Below are 20251 nucleotides of genomic sequence, written 5' to 3' on the forward strand. Positions count from 1 at the left end.
AAACGTACCGAAAAATATAGAAAAGGTGTCATTTTAACCCTTTTTGGGTTGGCACGGTAGTTGCTTATACTATAGGGCAGAAAGGCCGTTCTAAAAATTACTGAATTAGGAGGAAATAAGAACATGGCAAAATTTATGGCTGAACCTTTTAAAATTAAGGCCGTTGAGCCTATAGCAATGAAAACACCGGAAGAATTGGCAAAGGCAATTGAAGAAGCAGGTTACAACACTTTCCTACTAAAATCCAAAGATGTATATATCGATTTGTTAACTGATAGCGGCACCACTGCCATGAGTGATAACCAGTGGGCTGGTATGATGATTGGCGACGAAGCCTATGCTGGCAGCACAAACTTCTATAATCTGGAAAAGGCTGTCCAAGAAATTTATGGTTTTAACTATGTCGTACCCACTCACCAGGGTCGTGGTGCAGAAAACATTCTTTCTAAAATCTGCATTAAACCCGGTGACTATGTACCTGGCAACATGTATTTCACCACCACCCGGGCTCACCAGGAATTGGCCGGAGCCACCTTTGAAGATGTGATCATTGACGAAGCCCATGATTCCCAACTGGAACATCCCTTCAAGGGGAATGTTGACCTCAACAAATTTCAGGCTTTAATCGACCGGGTCGGCGCGGAAAGAATTCCCTACATTTGCCTAGCCGTAACGGTTAACCTGGCTGGCGGCCAACCAGTTAGCATTCAAAACATGCGGGAAGTTAAACAATTAGCTGACAAACATGGCATTAAGGTAATGTTTGATGCTACCCGTTGTGTAGAGAACGCTTTCTTTATCAAAGAGCGTGAAGAAGGTTGCCAGGATAAGTCCATTGCTGAAATTCTTAAAGAAATGTTCAGTTATGCTGACGGTGCTACCATGAGCGGTAAAAAAGACTGCCTGGTTAACATCGGTGGTTTCCTGGCCCTTAACGACGCGGACCTCTATCAAAAGGCCACTCAACTGGTGGTGCTGTTCGAAGGTATGCCCAGCTACGGTGGTCTGGCTGGTCGTGATATGGAGGCGATGGCCCGGGGTATTCGTGAATCAGTGGATTACTATTATATTAAGCACCGCATTGATCAGATTCGTTACCTGGGTCAAAAACTGGAGGAAGCGGGTGTACCCATTGTAAAACCTGTGGGTGGCCACGCAATCTTTTTAGATGCTCGTAAATTCCTGTCCCACATCCCACAGGATCAGTTCCCGGCTCAAATGCTGGCTGCTATGTTGTATAAGATTTCCGGTGTGCGCAGTATGGAGCGCGGTATTATCTCCGCAGGAAGAAATAGCCAAACCGGTGAACACTACTATCCCAAGCTTGAACTGGTGCGCTTAACCATTCCACGCCGGGTCTACACTTACGCTCATATGGATGTAGTAGCCGAGGCAGTTATCGAGCTTTACAAAATGCGTGATACCATCCCTGGTCTGAAGATGGTCTACGAGCCGCCGGTACTTCGTTTCTTCACTGCACGGTTTGAACCCATTAAGTAAGACCTTGCAAAATTGATTTCTAATAATCCGAATTGCCTTGCTCATGAAGAAGGTTTATTAAAAGTAATTTTTTCCTTGATCTATTTTCCCATCAATTTCGTCTATAAAGTAGTCAATATGTCCATATCTGAATAGGAAGGGAAGATAGAAGATTGTTTAGTTTTTTTAAATCACTCATTGAAAAGATTAAAGGAAAACTACAGAGACGTTATGAACAGAAAATGATGAAGGAAATCTCCGAGAATATGACCCCCGTAAGTGGGACCATTGTTTTCCTTGAACCCTTTAAGAAGGGCAAGTATAAGTATAAAATTTTGGTCAAAGCGGGAGCTAACCAAACTTTTATGCTCAAGGTAAAGAATAAAGTTAAACTTAAACAAGGGGATCGCGTACAAGGCTTCTACGATAAAGACCGTATCGCCCTTATTGAGGTTGCATAAGTTGTTGGAATGATCCCCGTGTCCTTTCGATATAAATTATCGTACCAGGGGAGAATAGCAAAACTACCTTTTTATCAAAACTCTTAACAATAGGCGAAACTGTCAGTTAATAACTGGCAGTTTCGCCTGTTTTTATGTAAAGTTTTGATTGCTTCCTTCCCATCAAGACCTTTCCCTGTATGCGTCTACTTCTGCATAAACTGTCGCTGCGTGTAATATTTAATTAACCTCCTTGTCATGAAACTGTAATAATTCGTCGAAGGAAAATTTCTAAAAGCGAATGAATATATGCTATTAATTCGAATTAAGAAAGGAAGTATTAAGCATGAATTGGTATAATAATTTAAGTATCAAGACGAAGCTATTATCAGGTTTTATGTTAGTGGCAATAATAGCAGGAGCAGTTGGTTTCATTGGTATTAAGAAAATCCAGGAAATTGATGCGAGGGATACACTCCTCTATGAAAAAATGACAGTACCTATTTCACACCTTTCCAACATAGCCACAGCTTTTCAAAGGATTCGTGTAAACACAAGAGACATTATCATTGCCCAAGAAACGAAAGAAATTCAGAATTATCAAGATGAAATAACGAGGCTAAGGGAAGAGATAGATAAGGAAGGCGAAGCATTCAAGAAGCTGATTGTTTCCCAGGAAATGATGGCAGCATATGAAGAATTCATTAGAGACCGTAATAATTATAGCGTGCAATTAGGTAAATTATATGAATTAGCCAAGGAAAATAAGGATGAAGAAGCATTTACACTCCTTAATGGTGAGGCGAGGGAAGCGGCAGATGCAGAAAGGGATGCTATAAACAAACTAATACAAATGAAAGTCCAAGATGCTAAAGAAACTGCCGATAGTAACACCGTTATTGCAGACACCACTTTAAAGCAAATGACTGCGGCTATTATTGTAGGTGTGGGTCTGGCCATATTCCTTGGTATTTTTATATCAAGGGGCATTGTGAAACCAACTTCTGTACTCCAACGGGAATTACATGCGTTAGCAGAAAAAGGTGGGGACTTAACGCAGGAGATTAACATTAACAGTAAAGATGAAATCGGTGACCTTGCTAGGACCGTTAACAAATTTATAGCTAACCTAAGATCGATAATGCTTGAAGTAAATAAAAATTCTGTAAGTGTAGCGGCAACTGCTCAACAGTTAAACTCCAGTTCAGAGCAAACGACTGCCGGTGCCAATGAAACGGCTGCTACGATGAGTGAAATATCGACGACGGTAGAACAGGTCAGTGACAATATACAGGTGATTTCCTCTGCCTCAGGTGCGGCTAGTGATAATGCCAATGAGGGTAATCGGAGGGTGTTAAGACTTACAGAGCAGATGCAAAGCATTTCAAATTCTTCTCAAGGGGTATCCAATGTTATTCATGATTTAAGCACAAAATCTCAAGAAATAGGACAAATCGTGGAGTTAATCACCACAATAGCGGATCAAACTAATTTACTTGCACTGAATGCTGCCATTGAGGCTGCCAGAGCAGGAGAGCAAGGACGTGGTTTTGCAGTTGTCGCCGAGGAAGTAAGAAGACTTGCCGAGCAATCTGGTGATGCAGCGAAGCAAATAAAGGATTTAATTCATGCGATTCAATACGAATCCAGCAATGCAGTTATAACGATGGACGCAAGTACGAAGGATGTACAGGAAGGTATGCAGGTAGTTCAAGAAGTTGGTGAATCATTTAAACAAATAATAAGTGCCGTTCAAGGACTGACGATTCAAATTCAAGATGTTGCATCTGCAACTGAACAAATGAGTGCCGGGGTGCAAAATGTAGCTGCTTCAACAGAGGAACAGACTGCTGCAATGGAGGAAGTATCCGCTTCTGCTGAATCCTTATCAACACTAGCCGTAGGATTAAATGAGTTGGTTAATAAATTTAAAATATAAGGGGACCAACGACCAAGAATAACCAATGTTTCCCGGTTGTAATAGCAATAAGCCAAACCGTCAGTTAATAACTGGCAGTTTGGCTTATTTTTATGAAAACGGTTGCATTGCTCAAATATTGGCAATGGCCTAGCAGTCACCGATTTTCTATCCTTCAATAGAATATACCAGGAAATCTTTTAAGCGTGCTCTGGGAGGTGATTATTTTGAAAGGAAACATTGACGATATTTGGGATGCCATCGAAGAGGTTGTAGAAAAAAGGCTTGAGAACCTACTGGAAGAAACCACGGATGGTGAAGAAAATGAACCGGTTAAGGATTTATTACCAGAGGAAGAAATACAACCGAATGATTTGGATGAATTGGATGAGTTAATGGAAAAGGAACCAAAACAAGAACATTCAAGTAGAGAATATTCGGATGAATTAAATTACTGGATGCGGGAATTTGAAAGTATGTTAAAGGATTATGATCCCAGTCCAAAAACAAAGGCAGAATTTAAAAAGTCCTGTAAATCAAACAAAGGTATTTCACCCCTCTTGCTTGGCTGTGGTGGAGTCTTTTTACTGGGTCTGCTAACCAGTGCTGCGGTTTTAATCAAAATAAAGAGAAGCAATCGGCAGTTATGTGCATTGCCTGTTCAGCAGGAACCTGAGGTGGCTAAAATAGTCATCGAAGAACCACCACCGGAAGTGAAAAATGTACAAAACACAGAAAAGAGGCCCTTCATAAGATTGCCAGGTCTTTTTCCCCAATATTAAACCGGAGGTTTCTTTATGTTTAAAGGACAAATCATTGCCTTGGATTACCCTGTTAATCCTGTACCACGGTATGGTTTTGGCAAAGCACCCCATCCAGAATTGACCAAAATCCTAGAACAAAACAGTTCCTTATATGAGGAAAACTTATTACAATTCTTGCAGTTTAGAGAAGATTACATTGAAATTCCCATAGGCCAAAATACAGCGCAGCCAACGCAACCAGCCTGGTTCAATGGCTGGTTACCGGGCTTGGATTCCGTGGCTATATACGGGTTTCTGGCTAGGTACCAGCCAAAACGTTATTTTGAAATAGGTTCTGGCAATTCCACTAAATTTGCCCGCAGGGCCATCGTTGATCATAATCTTACTACTAAAATAACTTCCTTTGATCCAGAGCCCAGGGCGGAAATCGATGCCATCTGTGATCAGGTTGTCCGGCAGCCGGTAGAAGAAGTTGATCTAACCCTATTCCAGGAACTGGAGGCTGGGGATATTCTTTTTGTCGATAATTCCCACCGTTCCTTTATGAATTCGGATGTTTCAGTGGTTTTCCTAGAAATATTACCCAGGCTCAAGTCCGGCGTTTTGGTTGAATTTCACGATATCCTACTGCCCTATGATTATCCACCGGAATGGGGAAATCGATTTTATAATGAACAATATCTACTGGCTTGTTACCTCTTGGCCGAGGGTAAAAAATTTGAGGTCATCTTACCGAATTACTTTATCAGCCGACACGAGCATTTAAGCAAGGTACTCTCTCCACTATGGGATGATCCGAAGATGAAGGGTGCAGAAACCCACGGTTGTTCCTTTTGGCTCAGGATGAAGTAGCAGAGGAGAAATCGAATGAATAAAACTGCCTTGATTACGGGTGTTACCGGCCAGGATGGGGCGTACCTGGCTGAATTTTTATTAAAAAAGGGTTACCGGGTGCATGGGATAAAAAGAAGATCTTCGCTTTTTAATACCACCAGGGTGGATCATCTTTATCAAGATCCCCATGAGCAGGATGTTAATTTTTTCATGCATTACGGTGATCTTACCGATTCCACCAACTTAATTAGGATTATTCAGGAAGTCCAGCCCGCAGAAATTTATAACTTGGCTGCCCAGAGCCATGTCAAAGTATCCTTTGAAACGCCGGAATACACGGCCAACGCAGATGCATTAGGTACCCTCCGGTTGCTGGAGGCCCTGCGAATTTTAAACCTTGGTGCTAAAACGAGGTTTTACCAGGCTTCCACCAGCGAACTGTACGGTAAGGTCCAGGAAATCCCCCAAAGTGAGAACACCCCCTTTTACCCCCGTAGTCCCTATGCAGCAGCCAAACTGTATTCCTACTGGATTACGGTAAATTATCGAGAAGCCTACAAACTTTATGCCTGTAATGGTATTTTATTTAATCATGAGTCCCCGATCCGGGGCGAGACCTTTGTTACCAGAAAGATCACCCGGGCAGTGGCCAGAATTAAACTGGGACTTCAGGAAAAAATCCACTTAGGAAACCTCAATGCCAAACGGGATTGGGGGCACGCCAGGGACTATGTTCAAGCCATGTGGCTGATGCTGCAGCAAGATCAACCAGACGACTATGTTATTGCCACCGGGGAGACCCATTCCGTAAGGGAGTTTGTCGAGCTGGCCTTCCAAGAAGTGGGCATCAACATAGGCTGGCAGGGTGAGGGATTGGCAGAAAAGGGCTTTGACAAAGTTTCTGGCAGAATACTGGTGGAAGTGGAACCGCGTTACTTTCGCCCAACGGAAGTGGAATTGCTGTTGGGCAATCCGGCCAAGGCAAAAAGTAAATTGGGTTGGCAGCCTACCATTCATTTTAACCAGTTGGTAAAAGAAATGGTGGCCTACGATTTGAAGGAAACGCAACGAGATTTGTTATGCCAAAAAAAAGGCTTCAAGGTGAATCAGTATTATGAATAAAGCTGCTAAAATCTACATTGCCGGACACCGTGGACTGGTGGGTTCCGCCATTAAAAGAAAGCTGGAGCAGCAGGGCTATCAAAACCTGTTATGCCGCACCAGCAAGGAACTCGATCTGCGCAACCAACAGGCAGTAGAGGACTTTTTTCAGGCAGAGAAACCAGAGTATATTTTTCTGGCCGCGGCCAAAGTAGGGGGTATCCAGGCTAACCATAACTATCCCGCCGATTTTATCCATGATAACCTGGTCATGCAAAGCAACGTCATTGATGCCGCCAGCCGCCATGGTGTAAAGAAACTTTTATTTCTAGGCAGTTCCTGTATCTATCCGAAATTTGCACCTCAGCCTATGCGGGAAACGGACCTCCTTACCGGGACCTTGGAACCTACCAATGAACCCTATGCCATTGCTAAAATAGCCGGCATAAAAATGTGTCAGGCCTACAACCGTCAATATGGTACGCAGTTTATCTGTGCCATGCCCACCAATTTGTATGGACCCCAGGATAATTTTGATTTAGAAAACTCCCATGTTTTACCGGCCCTTTTGCGAAGGTTTCATGAAGCAAAAAGAACAGAAAGCCCAACTGTTACGGTCTGGGGTACCGGAAAGCCAAAGCGGGAATTTTTGCATGTCGATGATTTGGCAGATGCCTGTCACTTTCTGATGCTGCACTACCAAGATAATGAAATTATCAATATTGGTACGGGTAAAGACCTAACGATAAAAGAACTCGCTCAAATGATGAAAGAGATTGTGGGTTATCAAGGTAAGCTGATCTTTGACCCCACTAAGCCGGACGGTACGCCAAGAAAACTACTGGAAGTTTCGAAAATTTATAAACTAGGATGGCAGGCCCAAATATCCCTGAAGGAAGGAATAAAACAAACCTACCAATGGTATCAGGCCTATTTCTAAAGAGCGTGTCGCAAAACTACTTCTAGTAGCAAGCGACACTTTTTTATTCGCTTCACCCTTTGCTGCCTCTCCACATAGTTTAAAGAATAGGAATTGAAAGCTCAGGAGATGGAGGCGGAGTTGTGAAGACCATTATTCTTGCTGGTGGAACAGGTACCAGGTTGTGGCCCTTAAGCCGCACCCATTACCCCAAACAGTTTCTCAAATTAAAAGGAATGGCTAAATCCCTTTTTCAATTGTCCTTTGAGCGGTGTTTAAAGCTTACAAGCCCAAATAATATTTACATTGTCACAAATCATGATTATCGGTTTTTAGTTTCGGGACAGCTGGAAGAGTTGGGTTATTTACTTAATCAAGATCAAGTGCTCATCGAGCCGGTGGGGAAGAACACTTTACCGGCCATCTATTATGGTGTCAAAGAGATTCAAAAACAGGGGGATGACATTGTTGTTGTGCTACCCTCCGATCACTTGATTAAAGAGGAACAGCAATTTATTAAGACGGTGAAAAAAGCTGTGGCATTAGCCGAGGAATTCATTATTACCTTTGGCATTTACCCCACCAAGCCCTATACAGGCTATGGCTATATTAAACCAAAACAACCATTGAAAATGGGGTACCAAGTTGACCGTTTTAAAGAAAAACCAGACGAAGCAACGGCAAAAACCTATGTTGAGATGGGTTGCTTTTGGAATAGCGGCATCTTTATGTTTAACACCAGGCTATTTTGTCAGGAAATAGTAAAGCATTTCCCGGCATTTGATCACACTTTTCAGGGGGAAAACATCGAAGAAATTTATGAGCAAGTTCCAGCCATATCCATCGATCACGGTTTAATGGAAAAATCCCAAAAAATAGCGGTGATTCCCTTGGATGTGCAGTGGAGTGATCTAGGCAGTTTTGATAGTTTTTATGATTATTTTCCCACTGACGAGGTTGGCAATCTTTGCTTCGAAGAGACCATGTTAATGGATTCCCATAACAATCTGCTTTATACAGAGGGTGACAAAGCAGTGGCCCTAATCGGTGTCAAGGATTTAATTATTATTGAACAACAGGATGCTTTGCTGATCTGTCAAAGGGAACATTCCCAAAGGGTGAAGGAAGTCGTCGACAGTCTCAAAGGAGAAAAGAACACCAAAGCGGATTTCCACCTAACCACCTACAGACCTTGGGGCTCCTATACAATTTTAGAAGAGGGAAGGTTTTATAAAATTAAACGCATTACGGTATTGCCCGGTAAAAAGCTCAGCTATCAAATGCATCATCACCGTAGTGAGCACTGGGTAGTGGTTAAGGGCACGGCCAAGGTAACCATCGAAGGAATCGAAAATATTGTTCCTAGTGGAGAAAGCATCTTTGTCAAGACGGGTTACAGACACAGATTGGAGAATCCCGGCAAGGTGTTGTTGGAGGTTATAGAGGTTCAATTGGGAGAATATTTGGCTGAGGATGATATTGTCCGCCTGCAAGACGACTTTGGTCGGTTAAATACAAAATCGGATTAGCAGAGGTGTTCCAGGATGAGAACAGGAAAGATAAACCCCTTTAGCTTTCGAGAATATGATATTCGGGGTAAAGCAGCGGTCGACTTTCCCGACGAAGTAGTAGAATTGCTAGGGTTAAGTTTAGGAACCTATTTTCAACAAAGAAATGAGAGAGATGTCGTAGTTTGTCGTGATAACCGTGCCAGTTCGCCAAGGCTTAATGTAGCTTTAAATAAGGGCTTACTTGCCTCAGGCTGTAATGTGATTGATATTGGCGAGAACCCTACACCGATTAATTATTTTGCTCTCAAGAAGTTAGGGAAGACAGCGGGTGTGATGATCACCGGCAGCCATAACCCCCCGGAAGATAACGGCTTTAAGATCTCCTCCGGCGGCAATACCATCTATGGTGAAGAAATACAAAGAATTAAAAGGATCTTTGAGTTTGGCCAGTATGCCGAGGGCTTCAGTCAGTTGGTGAGTATGAAGATAAAAGAAGCTTACGTTCGGTTTATTACATCCCGGATAAAGCTGAAACGACCCTTGAAAATTGTAGTGGACGCGGGTAATGGCACAACCGGCTCACTGGCCCTGGAGCTTTATAAAAAACTAGGCTGCCAGGTGGTTGGTTTATATTGTGACTCAAACAACTCCTTTCCCGCCCATCATCCAGATCCCACGGTACCTGAAAATTTACATGATTTGCAACAGGTAGTTTTACGAGCAAAGGCCGACCTTGGTCTGGCCTTTGATGGGGATGGGGACCGTTTGGGTGTGGTGGATGATCAAGGCAACATCATCTGGGGAGATATTCTCCAAATACTTTTTTGGCGGGAGATTTTACCCCAAAATCCCGGGACGCCGGTGATTGTCGAGGTTAAATGCAGTCAGGCCCTGGTAGAAGAGGCCAAACGCTTGGGCGGCAAGCCTTTCTTTTATAAAACCGGGCATTCATTAATTAAGGCAAAAATGAAAGAAGTGGGAGCCTTATTTACAGGTGAAATGAGCGGTCACTTCTTCTTTGCCGACGAATACTATGGCTATGACGACGCCCTTTATGCCGGGGCAAGACTCCTCAGACTGATTAGCCAGTCTGAGCAATCCCTCAGCCAATTACTTCGTGATATCCCATCCTATACAGCAACACCTGAAATTCGCATGGTTTGTCCAGATAATCTAAAAAAAGAATTAGTACAACGAATAAAAATGAAAATGATCAAGGAAGGCTACGAGGTAATTGATGTTGATGGGGTTAGGCTTGTTTTACCCACTGGCTGGGGACTTTTGCGGTGTTCCAATACCCAACCCGTGGTGGTTATGCGGGCGGAAGCAAAGGATGATCAAGAGTTGGAGCAAATTATAAAACTTCTAAAAACGGCTTTTCACGAAACCCTAGCGGAGTTAGTCAAATAGCCCGCCATCAAAGGGAGACTTATTCAACAATGGTGCCAGGCACCGTTGTTGAATAAGTCTCGTTTTTCTAGGAAAACTTTGTCCAGGAGCTATCAATAAAGCTTAGACCTTGTTTCCAGCCAATGGCCTTTAAATTATCCAAGGGTTCCTCATAATTTGGGTTCAGTTGCAAAGCCTTCAGATAATAGGCAAAGGCCTTATTTAGATCTCCCTGTAAGGCATAACTTTCTCCAAGATAATTTAACACAAGGGCATCTTGAACCGGGGCGGCGTTTAAAGCCGTAATGGCCCCGGTATCGTTTGCTGTTAGCAGATGCCCGATGGCAGTAACAAAATGTTCACAGGCAGGGTTTTTAAGTTGATATGCCTTTTCATACCAAGCCTGACAATCCTGAACCATGCCTCGGCGTAATAAAAACAGTGCGATGATTGCCCTAGCTCGTGCTTCATTGCTGGTTGGATCACCCTTTTCCCAATCCAGCTCCGGGACTAGCTCCTGTAAACGGTAGTTATTTAAAAATTTCCGCACCTCCGGGTATAAAACAATAAATTCCTGCTTTTTAGACAAATTGCTTGTATGGCGGCGGTAAAGTACCAGGGGTAGGGGAGTATGAACGGTGGTCCAACTACCGGTGGTATAGAAAACCATGTCAGAATCACTGCCCAGGGGCTGCGATGTATCATAAAGAAATCCCTCTAAGGCTGCTCGACGAACCATCATGCTGGGATTATTAAAGGGAGTTCCCACTTTAAGAAAAAATCTTCTCATTCTGGCGGCATCAATATTACCTGAGGCCCAGTAACCAATTGGTTGATTTTGTTCATCAATCAGGAGAAAGTCTGAATGGGCAAACCCCACAGAGGACGAAGTAAATTGGTGCTTCAATACCTCAAATCGCATGGGCAAGGATATGTCATCTGCATCTTGGAAGGTGACGAAATCCCCTTTTATATGTGCGAGGGCTTTATTCCTTGCTGCTGCATCACCACCATTTTCCTGCTGGATATAATGAATGCGGGAATCCTCATAGGATAAAATTATTTCCTCCGTACCATCAGTGGAACCATCATTGACAATGATTAACTCGAAATTTTTTTCTGTCTGATTCAGTATACTTTCGATGGATTGCCTTAAAAATTTCTCCCCATTGTATACAGGCATTATTACACTAATCATTTTGAACCTCCTCACCAAGACCTTTCATAATTACTATTATGAAAAAATGTTGAAAAAAGTACTTGATCCCCAAAGGATGGCAACTTATCATGGGTTTTTTCATATCCTGACTAGGGAGGGTGTTGTGTTTTGAATTCTGTTTGAAGGGAGAAGAGAATGGAGAATAATGCTCTTGAAAAGAAAAAGATTGTGGGGGTCATTTTTAGCAAGGATAGGGCCATGCAGTTAGATGCCACCCTACGTTCCTTTTATTTACATTGTCACGATCCCCAAAGCATAGACCTGAATGTTATCTACCTGGCGTCAAATGATCAGCACAAGGAACAATACCAAAAACTAATGCAGGAATATCAAGCTGTTGTATTTTTAGAGGAGACTAACTTTAAGGAACAGCTTTTAAAAATGATGAAAAATCGGGCATATATCCTATTTCTGGTGGACGATAATCTCTTTGTTAGAAAATTTTCTGTACAGCTCTTTATTGACTGTTTGGAGGACTATCCGGCTGCCCTAGGGTATTCCCTGCGTTTGGGATGGCATTCCGTTTATTGTTATGCCTATGATCGCTCCCAAAAGGTACCTGCGTTTCAAGAAATCAAGGATGGGGTTCTACTCTACGATTGGACAAAAGCGGAACTTGATTTTGCCTATTCCCTGGAAGTTTCCAGTTCCGTTTATCGCACTTCCGATTTACTGCCCTTGTTGGAATTACTCCACTTTACCAATCCCAATACCCTAGAGGCTCTTTTATCTACCCAAAGACAGAGGGTCAGCAATAAAAACAAGTTAATCTGTTCAAAGTTTTGCACGGCTTTTTGCAATCCCATTAACAAGGTACAGCAAGTTTATCATAACAGGGCAGGTAATTTGTTCTCCTATTCAGTGGAGGAATTAAGCAATTTATTTAAAGAAGGGTACCGGATCAATGTAGAAAAATATAAGGGCTATTTGCCCATGGCTTGCCACGAGGAGGTTGAGTACTCTTTTACCAAAGTGGACCAATAGGAGGCATTCGTAGAGACTGCTGCCACAGTATCTGCGAATAGGTAAAGGTAGAAGCAACAAAGGCATCAAAAAGGGAATGGTGCAACTCTAAAAGTAGTTTTGCGTCATTCCCTTTTAATTTATTAGCTTTTGGCGTCAGCCGTCAGCTTTCAGCCTAGCGTAAGGTTTTAAAATAAGTGATGGTTCTTTTTAACCCTTCCTCCAATTGAACGAAGGGACTCCAATTAAGTTTTTCTTTGGCCAGGGAGATATCTGGACGGCGCTGTACAGGGTCATCCTGGGGCAGAGGTTTATAAATAATTTTAGACTGGGAACCTGTCAGCTCGATCACTTTATTTGCTAACTCCAGGATGGTAAATTCCCCTGGATTTCCTAAATTGACTGGGCCAACAAAGTCATCAGGGGTATTCATCAGGCGAACCAGTGCTTCCACCAAATCGTCAACATAGCAGAAGGAGCGGGTCTGGAGGCCGTTGCCATAGACTGTAATATTTTGCCCGGTCAAGGCCTGCATAATAAAATTACTTACCACCCTGCCATCCTGGGGATGCATTCGTGGGCCATAGGTATTAAAGATACGGGCTACTTTCATATTTAGGCCATGCTGCCGGTGGTAATCAAAAAACAAGGCCTCGGCACAACGCTTTCCTTCATCATAACAGGACCGCAACCCATTGGGGTTCACATTGCCCCAATAATCCTCCCGTTGGGGATGCACAAAGGGATCACCGTATACTTCACTGGTAGAAGCCTGTAGAACAGTAGCCTTAACCCGTTTAGCCAGCCCCAGCATATTGAGGGCCCCTATGACACTGGTTTTGGTGGTCTTGATCGGATTATATTGATAATGAATAGGAGAGGCAGGGCAGGCCAAATTGTAGATTTGATCGACTTCACAGAGGATCGGTTCCACCACATCATGGCGAATTAACTCAAAGCCGGGGTGTCCGATAAGATGTCTGACATTTTCCTTGCTGCCGGTAAAATAATTGTCAAGACACAGGACTTCATCCCCTTGCTTGAGCAGATACTGGCAGAGATGGGAACCGATAAAACCCGCCCCGCCTGTTACTAAAATACGTTTATTTGCCATACCGATTTCTCCCCACACAAAAATATTCAAAGCCCAGTTGCTGTAACTTTTCAGGATCATATTGATTACGTCCGTCAAAGATGATGGGTTGCCGCATGGCCTTCTTTATCTGGGAAAAATCCGGCTGACGGAATTGATGCCACTCGGTGAGCAGCAACAGGGAATCAACATTCTGCACGGCTTCCAGCATGTTGGCGGAAAACTTTATCCGATCAGCATGACTGCTAAAAATTTTTTTCGCTTCACCCATTGCCTCAGGGTCAAAGGCTTTGATCATGGCACCCCGGCTAACTAATTCATGAATGATGACAATGGAAGGTGCTTCGCGCATATCGTCTGTTTGCGGCTTAAAGGCCAACCCCCAAATGCCAAAGACCTTATCCGAAAGGTCTTGCCCTAAGTGCTTGTCGATCAGGCCTAAAAGGTAGCGTTTTTGGCGTTCATTTACTTGGTGGGCCATCTCCACCAAGGCCATGGGTAAGCCGTTACGGCGGCCGCTGGCCACCAGTTCCCGAACATCTTTGGGGAAACAGGAACCTCCATAGCCGATGCCGGCATAAAGAAAGGGCATACCAATACGGCTGTCGGTACCAATACCCTGGCGTACCTTGGCCACATCTCCACCCACAGCATCACAGAGACCCGCTATTTCATTGATAAAACTAATTCGCAGGGCTAACATGGCATTGGCAGCATATTTGGTAATTTCTGCGGAGCGAATATCCATACAGATAATGGGGTTTTGATTACGCACAAATGGTTCATACAGTTGTTTCATTAATTCCATGGTTCGAACATTATCTGAACCGATGATTACCCTGTCGGGTCGCAGAAAATCCTCAATGGCAGCCCCCTCTTTAAGAAATTCAGGGTTAGAAACCACATCAACCTCCAAGGACTCCAACCCCCGGTCTTTTAGCTCTTGACGAATAATATTTTTTACCAGATCGGCAGTACCAACTGGTACCGTTGATTTATTAACAACGATGATGTATTGTTCAATCATTTTTCCAATGGTCTGGGCAACTGCCTGAACCGCCGCAAGGTCTGCAGAGCCATCCTCCTTTGGGGGAGTACCCACCGCAATAAAACAAAACAAGGAATTTGCCAATCCTTCTGCCAGGCTGGTGGTAAAGAAAAGTCGGCCTGCCTGGCTATTGCGCAGAACCATTTCCTTTAGACCTGGCTCATAAATGGGCATTACACCGGCCTTCAGTCCCGCAATTTTTTCTTTGTCTACATCCACACACCATACCTGGTTGCCCATCTCAGCAAAACAGGTTCCGGTTACCAGACCTACATAACCGGTCCCTACAACACAAATATTCATGCCACACCTCACCCAACATATAAAACTAGAGTACTCTTTTTCATAGTATTGAGGGGGAGGGAATTTGGTGACACAGGTGAGTAAATGAGGTTTGGCATTTTATACCCTTTAACCGGCAACTTAATAAGTTAAGTAGGAAAAAATGCTCTAAATAAGGAATAATTAACCAAGGAAATTTTAGGATGTTTCGCGAATCTCCAGTAAAAGGACTGGAGGGTATGATAAATGCACGAAATAAGTTGGCTAGTGGTCGTTATTTATTCAATCCCAGAGTGTTTCTTAGTTGTCTGGCTTGGTCTTCAGGTTATAAATGTAAAGCCTTCCTTACTTAAGTTAGCTGTATTATCAATTATCTATGGACCATTTGTGTATATAGTTAGAAAATTACCACTACCTTATGGGTTTCATACATTGATACTTACGATGTTAATTGTAGGGATGGCCGTTATGATTCTAAATGTTTCAGTAAAGAAATCAATCCTTGGTATCTTTATCGGGGTCATAGTTACCTTAAGCCTTGAAACCCTAACCCTATCGATATATACATTAATTAGTAAGGTGTCCCTGACTGAAATAATTAAAGATCCCTATCTTAGTATTATTGTGTCTATGCCAAAATTAATCACTATGGCGTTAATAGGACTTTATCTTAAAAGAAAAAAGAAATGTCTATTTAATTTATCGGGAAGTGCATAGCCATGAAAGAGCGATTAATTCTTGGATTAATATTTACCTTTGTAATTTTAATATTTCTTCTTTCTATAATGAATGGAAGTATATATCTCAATAGCGAAGATGTTTTTTTAACCATACCCAATCACATTTTAATTATAGGAGTTTCTTTTTTTATAGTATCAGGGCTTGTTATCGTTGGTTTCCTTGTACGGTCTCTCCTTCATTTGATACAGAAAGAAGCTGAATTTGATGCCCAGGCAGCATATGTAGAAAGTATGGATGAATTATTTAGATCCTTGAAATCGCAACGACATGATTTTAATAACCATGTTCAAGCCCTTTATGGAATGATTAAGGAAAATATGATCGACTTGGCTAAAGAATATATCACTGAAGTTTTTAAAGAAACCCGAGAACTAAATGATGTTATCACTGTAGACCGCCCTGAAATAGCATCCTTACTAAAAGCAAAGCAAACATCGGCAATTCAAAATAGAATTGTTTTGAGTATCTCCATAAGCTGTAAATTATCACCAATACCTCTTAAACCACACAAATTAGTACGTGTTTGTGGGAATATCATTGACAATGCCTTTGATGCTACTCTTTCGGCTCCAGAAAATAATAAAAAAGTGGAATTCAATGTGTATAGCGAAGGTAACAAAATTTATCTAGAAACTATAAACTCAGGAATACTGCCAGAAAACATATCTGAACTATTTAGCCCGGGGATATCAAATAAAGATAGTCATACCGGTCTCGGCCTTTATATTGTTAAGGAACTAGTAGAAAACCATGATGGTTCCGTTACCTTAGAAAATCTAAATGGTAAAGTAGTATGCAGAGTGATATTTGATAAGATTTTGTAATAAAGGAGAATTTATGAAAAAAATCTCGACAGTACTTGCTATAAATATTAGTAAGGAAGCCAAGGATCAACGCCCCGTTGAGGTAATAGCCTATGGGCTGGAAATTATACTTAACCTGGGTACACAACTGGCAGTACTAAGCATATTAAGCTACTTGCTAGGAATTTTTCCGACTGTAATGATATCTGTAATTGTAGCGGTTATTTTCCGTACATTCTCAGGTGGAACACATCTCTCATCCTTTAGTAGTTGCACAATGGTATCCTTAATCTCATTCATTTCTATTGGCTATATGGCAGCTAAAATAGCTATTAATACTGAGGTGTTAATGGCACTTTATCTCATAAATTTTTTACTATTAGCTAAATGGGCCCCTTATAGCCCGAAGAGAAAATATTCAAAAAATAAGAGAAGGGCAATAAAGCAAATATGCATCGCTTTATTGCTAGTAGCTTTCTGCACAAGCTTTTATTTACCGATACAGGAACCATATATAATAGCCCTTGCCCTAGGTCTTACTTGGCAAACTATAAGCATTACTCCATGGGGAGTTAACCTAATAGCAAAAGCAGATAATTTATTAAAGGAAAGGGGGGAGAAAAATGTTTAATAGAATTAAAGTACTGGTGTATTCTTCTTTATGCACAATAATTGCTGCTCTGGCCTATTTTAACGTTGACATCAACTGCTTAGGGATTATTTATGAACCAGAGGTTCCCGAATGTTTAAAGAAATAGTTAACGAAAGGGCATTTTGTGCCCTTTCGTTTTTTGGAGGGGTATTTCATGGTTAATATAAATGCAATAGTTGTTGAAGATGACCGTTATTTTAGTAAGATGTTCGTTAAAATGCTGCAAAAAACCAATAAAATCAATGTATTAGCTATTTATAACAGCAGTGAACAATTTATTTCTAATATTAAGTACACAATTAAGCCGGAGGTTGTATTTCTTGATATTGAGCTTCCAGGATTACTTGGTTCTGAATTAGGGAAAGAAATCAGGAAAAAATATCAGAATATTCAGGTGGTATTTGTAACAGGAAAAGTAGATTTTGCTCCAGAAGCTTTTGATATAGAGGCAGCTGATTACTTGGTTAAACCCTTTGATTATGAACGACTAAACAGGTGTATTGCAAGAGTTTATGAAAGAATAGGATATAAGAAAAAAACGTATTTACTCAAGACAAAAACTACACAATTTAATTTAGATATAGGGAAAATATTATTTGTGGAAAAGGTCGATAAAAATATTGTTTTCCATACTCCTGAGGGTATCTTTACCGGCACGGATACTATTGAGGCGGCATATTTAATACTCGAAGAAGAGGGTTTCATACGATCACATAGGTCTTATATAATTAACCCTTCATACATAAAATCAATTGAAAGATGGGCGGACAGATCCTACCAAATTAAGTTTAGTTACGGAGAAGGTACTGCTTTTCTGAGTAGAACTTATTTAAATAACTTTAAGGCAAAATTACAAGCCAAATGATTAAAATTTATATTATTAGGGGGATAGAACCCCACTATGGAATATACTGATCTTTTAACAGAATATAATTACACTCCTAAAATATTTTCAAGAATAATCTGTTCACATGTTGACAAAATTGTTGGGGCTTTAAATATTGCCAATGAGATAGCGCATTATGGTGAGAGAGGACGAGAGGCAGAGACAATCTTAAGAGAATTCTTAAGAAATGCACTACCAAAAAGGTTTTCTGCTTGCACAGGTTTCATTTATCCTGGATTCCCGCCTAAGAAGCACACAAAACCCTTGAAATAACTGAATTTATCCCCAATTTTTATATATCGCACCACCTAGTTGTGTGTTGTAATACACATAACTAGGTGGTGGTATTATATGGCTACTGTGGTTTATCAGACCGATAAAAGATCAGGCATCACATATGCCTACAAATCCGTTTCTTACTGGGACAAAGAAAAAAAGCAGTCCCGTTCCAAAAGGACCCTTATCGGACGAGTGGATAATGAAACAGGAAAGATTATACCTACGGATGGTAGATGTCGAAAAAATAAAGAAGTATCCACGACTGCTAAAAGAGGACCGGTTCCAACAACAGAAACAGCCAGACTATTTTTTGGTGCAACTTATTTGCTGGATGCTATCGGTGAAAAGCTTGGTATTACTGATGATTTACAGCAATGCTTTCCAAATACCTATCGGAAGATTTTGTCTATTGTCTACTACTTAATTCTCGAAGACAAAAACCCACTCTACCGTTTTGAAAAGTGGAGCAGCATATATAAGCATCCTTATGGCAAAAATATCACTTCTCAACGAAGCAGTGAGCTATTCGCTTCAATCGATGAAGAAGCAAAGAACAAATTCTTCCGTTTACAAGGCAAACGACGGGTAGAAAAGGAATTCTGGGCCTATGATATCACCACCATTTCCAGTTACTCAGAGTATCTCCGTCAGGTGCAATATGGCAAGAACAAGGAAGACGACTCGTTACCTCAACTTAACTTAGCACTGGTTTTTGGTGAGAAATCCAATCTACCTTTTTACTACCGGAAACTAGCAGGAAATATCCCTGACTCCAAAACAATTAAGAATCTGCTGGCCGATTTAGATGTCCTTGGCTACTCCAAAGTCAAATTGGTCATGGACAGAGGCTTCTATAGCGAAGACAACATCAATGCCCTTTTTAAGGGTCACTTGAAATTCCTAATATCCACTAAAACGTCCCTTTCTTTCATCCGAAAGGAACTAGATGCCATATACGATGGATTTCGGACTTTTGAACACTACAGTGAAAAGTATGAGCTTTACTGCCATACTGTCCAAACAGAGTGGCAGTATACACAGCATAGCCCCTATAAAGGGGACATCATTGCAAAACCCCGCATCTACTTACACTACTATTACAATATTGATAAAGCTGCTGATGACGAAAAAGCGTTTGACCGAAAGCTAATGGCACTGCGTCATGAACTAGAGTTAGGAAAAAGAGTACCAGACCACGAAAAACTATATAAAAAGTACTTCGAGACGAAAACAACCCCAAAAAGGGGCACAAAAGTTACTGTCAAAGAAGAAGTTGTTATGAAAGTAAAGCGTTATTTTGGCTTTTTTGCCTTGATAACTAATGAAACAATGAATGCCGTTACTGCCCTAGAACTCTATCGCAATAAGGATATTGTCGAAAAAGCTTTTGGTAATCTCAAGGAACGATTGAACATGCGCCGCACCTTGGTGTCATCAGAGAAAAGCCTTGATGGCAAGCTATTCGTGGAGTTTGTTGCACTAATTTATCTTTCTTACATCAAAAAGCAGATGCAGGATACGGATTTATTCAAAAATTATACTTTACAAGGTGCGATCGACAAGATTGACATTATTGAATGCTTTGAGTCACCCGGGCAGAAACTGCGTGTTGGCGAGTTTCTCGAAAAACAAAAGGAAATCTATCAATGCTTGGGCGTTACCCCGCCATCCTCGTTATGAGTTGGCGGGAATCCAGGATTTATGGTGCAAGCAGGCTCAGTAGTCAGCAAGATATTATTGTTTATGATAATTATAATGTAGCACCATTGTATGCAGGGATGCCGAATGAAATTGTTTTGATAAATTCTGTCGCATGCACTATCGAATGCAAAACCAATTTGAGGAATAGTGATATTGTAAACGTCAATAGCAATGTACCAAAAAATGGCTAAAACGGTCAATCACCTAAAAAGTTACCTTGCAGAGTTTC

21 protein-coding genes are annotated in these 20251 nt (G+C 41.5%); 18 read left to right on the forward strand and 3 right to left on the reverse strand.

Annotated elements, in window-relative coordinates; all coding sequences use genetic code 11:
• Positions 1-123: 123 nt before the first annotated feature.
• From V6C11_RS07320 to V6C11_RS07360, 9 genes are all read left to right on the forward strand, one after another.
• Positions 124-1500: a tyrosine phenol-lyase gene (locus V6C11_RS07320; protein ID WP_333530483.1), complete on the forward strand. Its 1377-nt coding sequence runs from the start codon at positions 124-126 to the stop codon at positions 1498-1500.
• A 152-nt stretch (positions 1501-1652) separates the two neighbouring features.
• Positions 1653-1940 carry a hypothetical protein gene (locus V6C11_RS07325; protein ID WP_333530484.1) on the forward strand — a complete coding sequence of 96 codons (288 nt, stop codon included), beginning with the start codon at positions 1653-1655 and terminating at the stop codon, positions 1938-1940.
• 325 nt (positions 1941-2265) lie between these two features.
• The gene (locus V6C11_RS07330; RefSeq protein WP_333530485.1) at positions 2266-3858 is read left to right on the forward strand and encodes a methyl-accepting chemotaxis protein; all 1593 of its coding nucleotides are present in this window, start codon (positions 2266-2268) and stop codon (positions 3856-3858) included.
• A 206-nt stretch (positions 3859-4064) separates the two neighbouring features.
• Complete coding sequence (locus V6C11_RS07335) at positions 4065-4619, forward strand: hypothetical protein (protein ID WP_333530486.1); 555 nt, start codon at positions 4065-4067, stop codon at positions 4617-4619.
• Between the two features lie 15 nt (positions 4620-4634).
• The gene (locus V6C11_RS07340; RefSeq protein WP_333530487.1) at positions 4635-5453 is read left to right on the forward strand and encodes a class I SAM-dependent methyltransferase; all 819 of its coding nucleotides are present in this window, start codon (positions 4635-4637) and stop codon (positions 5451-5453) included.
• Positions 5454-5468: 15 nt separating this feature from the next.
• Positions 5469-6557 (forward strand): GDP-mannose 4,6-dehydratase, encoded by a 1089-nt coding sequence (gene gmd / locus V6C11_RS07345; RefSeq protein WP_333530488.1) that lies wholly within the window; start codon positions 5469-5471, stop codon positions 6555-6557.
• Positions 6550-7476: a GDP-L-fucose synthase gene (fcl, locus tag V6C11_RS07350; protein WP_333530489.1), complete on the forward strand. Its 927-nt coding sequence runs from the start codon at positions 6550-6552 to the stop codon at positions 7474-7476. The genes gmd and fcl overlap by 8 nt, the downstream gene beginning before the upstream one ends.
• A gap of 122 nt (positions 7477-7598) precedes the next feature.
• Positions 7599-8984, forward strand: coding sequence for a mannose-1-phosphate guanylyltransferase/mannose-6-phosphate isomerase (locus V6C11_RS07355; RefSeq protein WP_333530490.1), 1386 nt, complete (start codon positions 7599-7601; stop codon positions 8982-8984).
• Positions 8985-8999: 15 nt separating this feature from the next.
• Positions 9000-10376: a phosphomannomutase/phosphoglucomutase gene (locus V6C11_RS07360; protein ID WP_333530491.1), complete on the forward strand. Its 1377-nt coding sequence runs from the start codon at positions 9000-9002 to the stop codon at positions 10374-10376.
• 67 nt (positions 10377-10443) lie between these two features.
• On the opposite strand, the gene V6C11_RS07365 is transcribed toward V6C11_RS07360, so the two are convergent.
• Positions 10444-11553, reverse strand: a complete 1110-nt coding sequence (locus V6C11_RS07365; protein ID WP_333530492.1) for a glycosyltransferase — start codon at positions 11551-11553, stop codon at positions 10444-10446.
• A 156-nt stretch (positions 11554-11709) separates the two neighbouring features.
• On the opposite strand from V6C11_RS07365, the gene V6C11_RS07370 reads away from it, so the two are divergent.
• Positions 11710-12558 carry a hypothetical protein gene (locus tag V6C11_RS07370; RefSeq protein ID WP_333530493.1) on the forward strand — a complete coding sequence of 283 codons (849 nt, stop codon included), beginning with the start codon at positions 11710-11712 and terminating at the stop codon, positions 12556-12558.
• Positions 12559-12712: 154 nt separating this feature from the next.
• On the opposite strand, the gene V6C11_RS07375 is transcribed toward V6C11_RS07370, so the two are convergent.
• Complete coding sequence (locus V6C11_RS07375) at positions 12713-13651, reverse strand: UDP-glucuronic acid decarboxylase family protein (RefSeq protein WP_333530494.1); 939 nt, start codon at positions 13649-13651, stop codon at positions 12713-12715.
• Positions 13641-14981: a UDP-glucose dehydrogenase family protein gene (locus tag V6C11_RS07380; protein WP_333530495.1), complete on the reverse strand. Its 1341-nt coding sequence runs from the start codon at positions 14979-14981 to the stop codon at positions 13641-13643. Before V6C11_RS07380 ends, V6C11_RS07375 begins: the two co-directional genes overlap by 11 nt.
• Positions 14982-15206: 225 nt before the next feature.
• Here V6C11_RS07380 and V6C11_RS07385 point away from each other — a divergent pair, with 225 nt between their 5' ends.
• The 8 genes from V6C11_RS07385 (at position 15207) to V6C11_RS18675 (ending at position 20213) form a co-directional block, all read left to right on the forward strand.
• A complete protein-coding gene (locus V6C11_RS07385; protein WP_333530496.1) occupies positions 15207-15677 on the forward strand; it encodes a hypothetical protein in 471 nt (156 codons plus the stop codon).
• Positions 15678-15679: 2 nt separating this feature from the next.
• A complete protein-coding gene (locus V6C11_RS07390) occupies positions 15680-16525 on the forward strand; it encodes a sensor histidine kinase (protein WP_333530497.1) in 846 nt (281 codons plus the stop codon).
• Positions 16526-16538: 13 nt separating this feature from the next.
• Entirely contained in the window at positions 16539-17135 is a 597-nt protein-coding gene (locus tag V6C11_RS07395; protein WP_333530498.1) for an accessory gene regulator ArgB-like protein, read from the forward strand.
• Positions 17128-17262, forward strand: a complete 135-nt coding sequence (locus tag V6C11_RS07400; protein ID WP_333530499.1) for a cyclic lactone autoinducer peptide — start codon at positions 17128-17130, stop codon at positions 17260-17262. Before V6C11_RS07395 ends, V6C11_RS07400 begins: the two co-directional genes overlap by 8 nt.
• A 48-nt stretch (positions 17263-17310) precedes the next feature.
• The gene (locus V6C11_RS07405) at positions 17311-18021 is read left to right on the forward strand and encodes a LytR/AlgR family response regulator transcription factor (RefSeq protein WP_333530500.1); all 711 of its coding nucleotides are present in this window, start codon (positions 17311-17313) and stop codon (positions 18019-18021) included.
• Between the two features lie 36 nt (positions 18022-18057).
• On the forward strand, positions 18058-18315 hold the full coding sequence (locus tag V6C11_RS07410) for a DUF6602 domain-containing protein (RefSeq protein WP_333530501.1): 258 nt from the start codon (positions 18058-18060) through the stop codon (positions 18313-18315).
• A 78-nt stretch (positions 18316-18393) separates the two neighbouring features.
• The gene (locus V6C11_RS07415; RefSeq protein ID WP_333530502.1) at positions 18394-20001 is read left to right on the forward strand and encodes an IS1634 family transposase; all 1608 of its coding nucleotides are present in this window, start codon (positions 18394-18396) and stop codon (positions 19999-20001) included.
• A complete protein-coding gene (locus tag V6C11_RS18675) occupies positions 19998-20213 on the forward strand; it encodes a DUF6602 domain-containing protein (protein WP_442886051.1) in 216 nt (71 codons plus the stop codon). The genes V6C11_RS07415 and V6C11_RS18675 overlap by 4 nt, the downstream gene beginning before the upstream one ends.
• The last annotated feature ends 38 nt before the right edge of the window (positions 20214-20251 follow it).

The sequence above is a fragment of the Desulfotomaculum sp. 1211_IL3151 genome (assembly GCF_036763075.1).
Lineage (GTDB): Bacteria > Bacillota > Desulfotomaculia > Desulfotomaculales > Desulfotomaculaceae > Desulfotomaculum.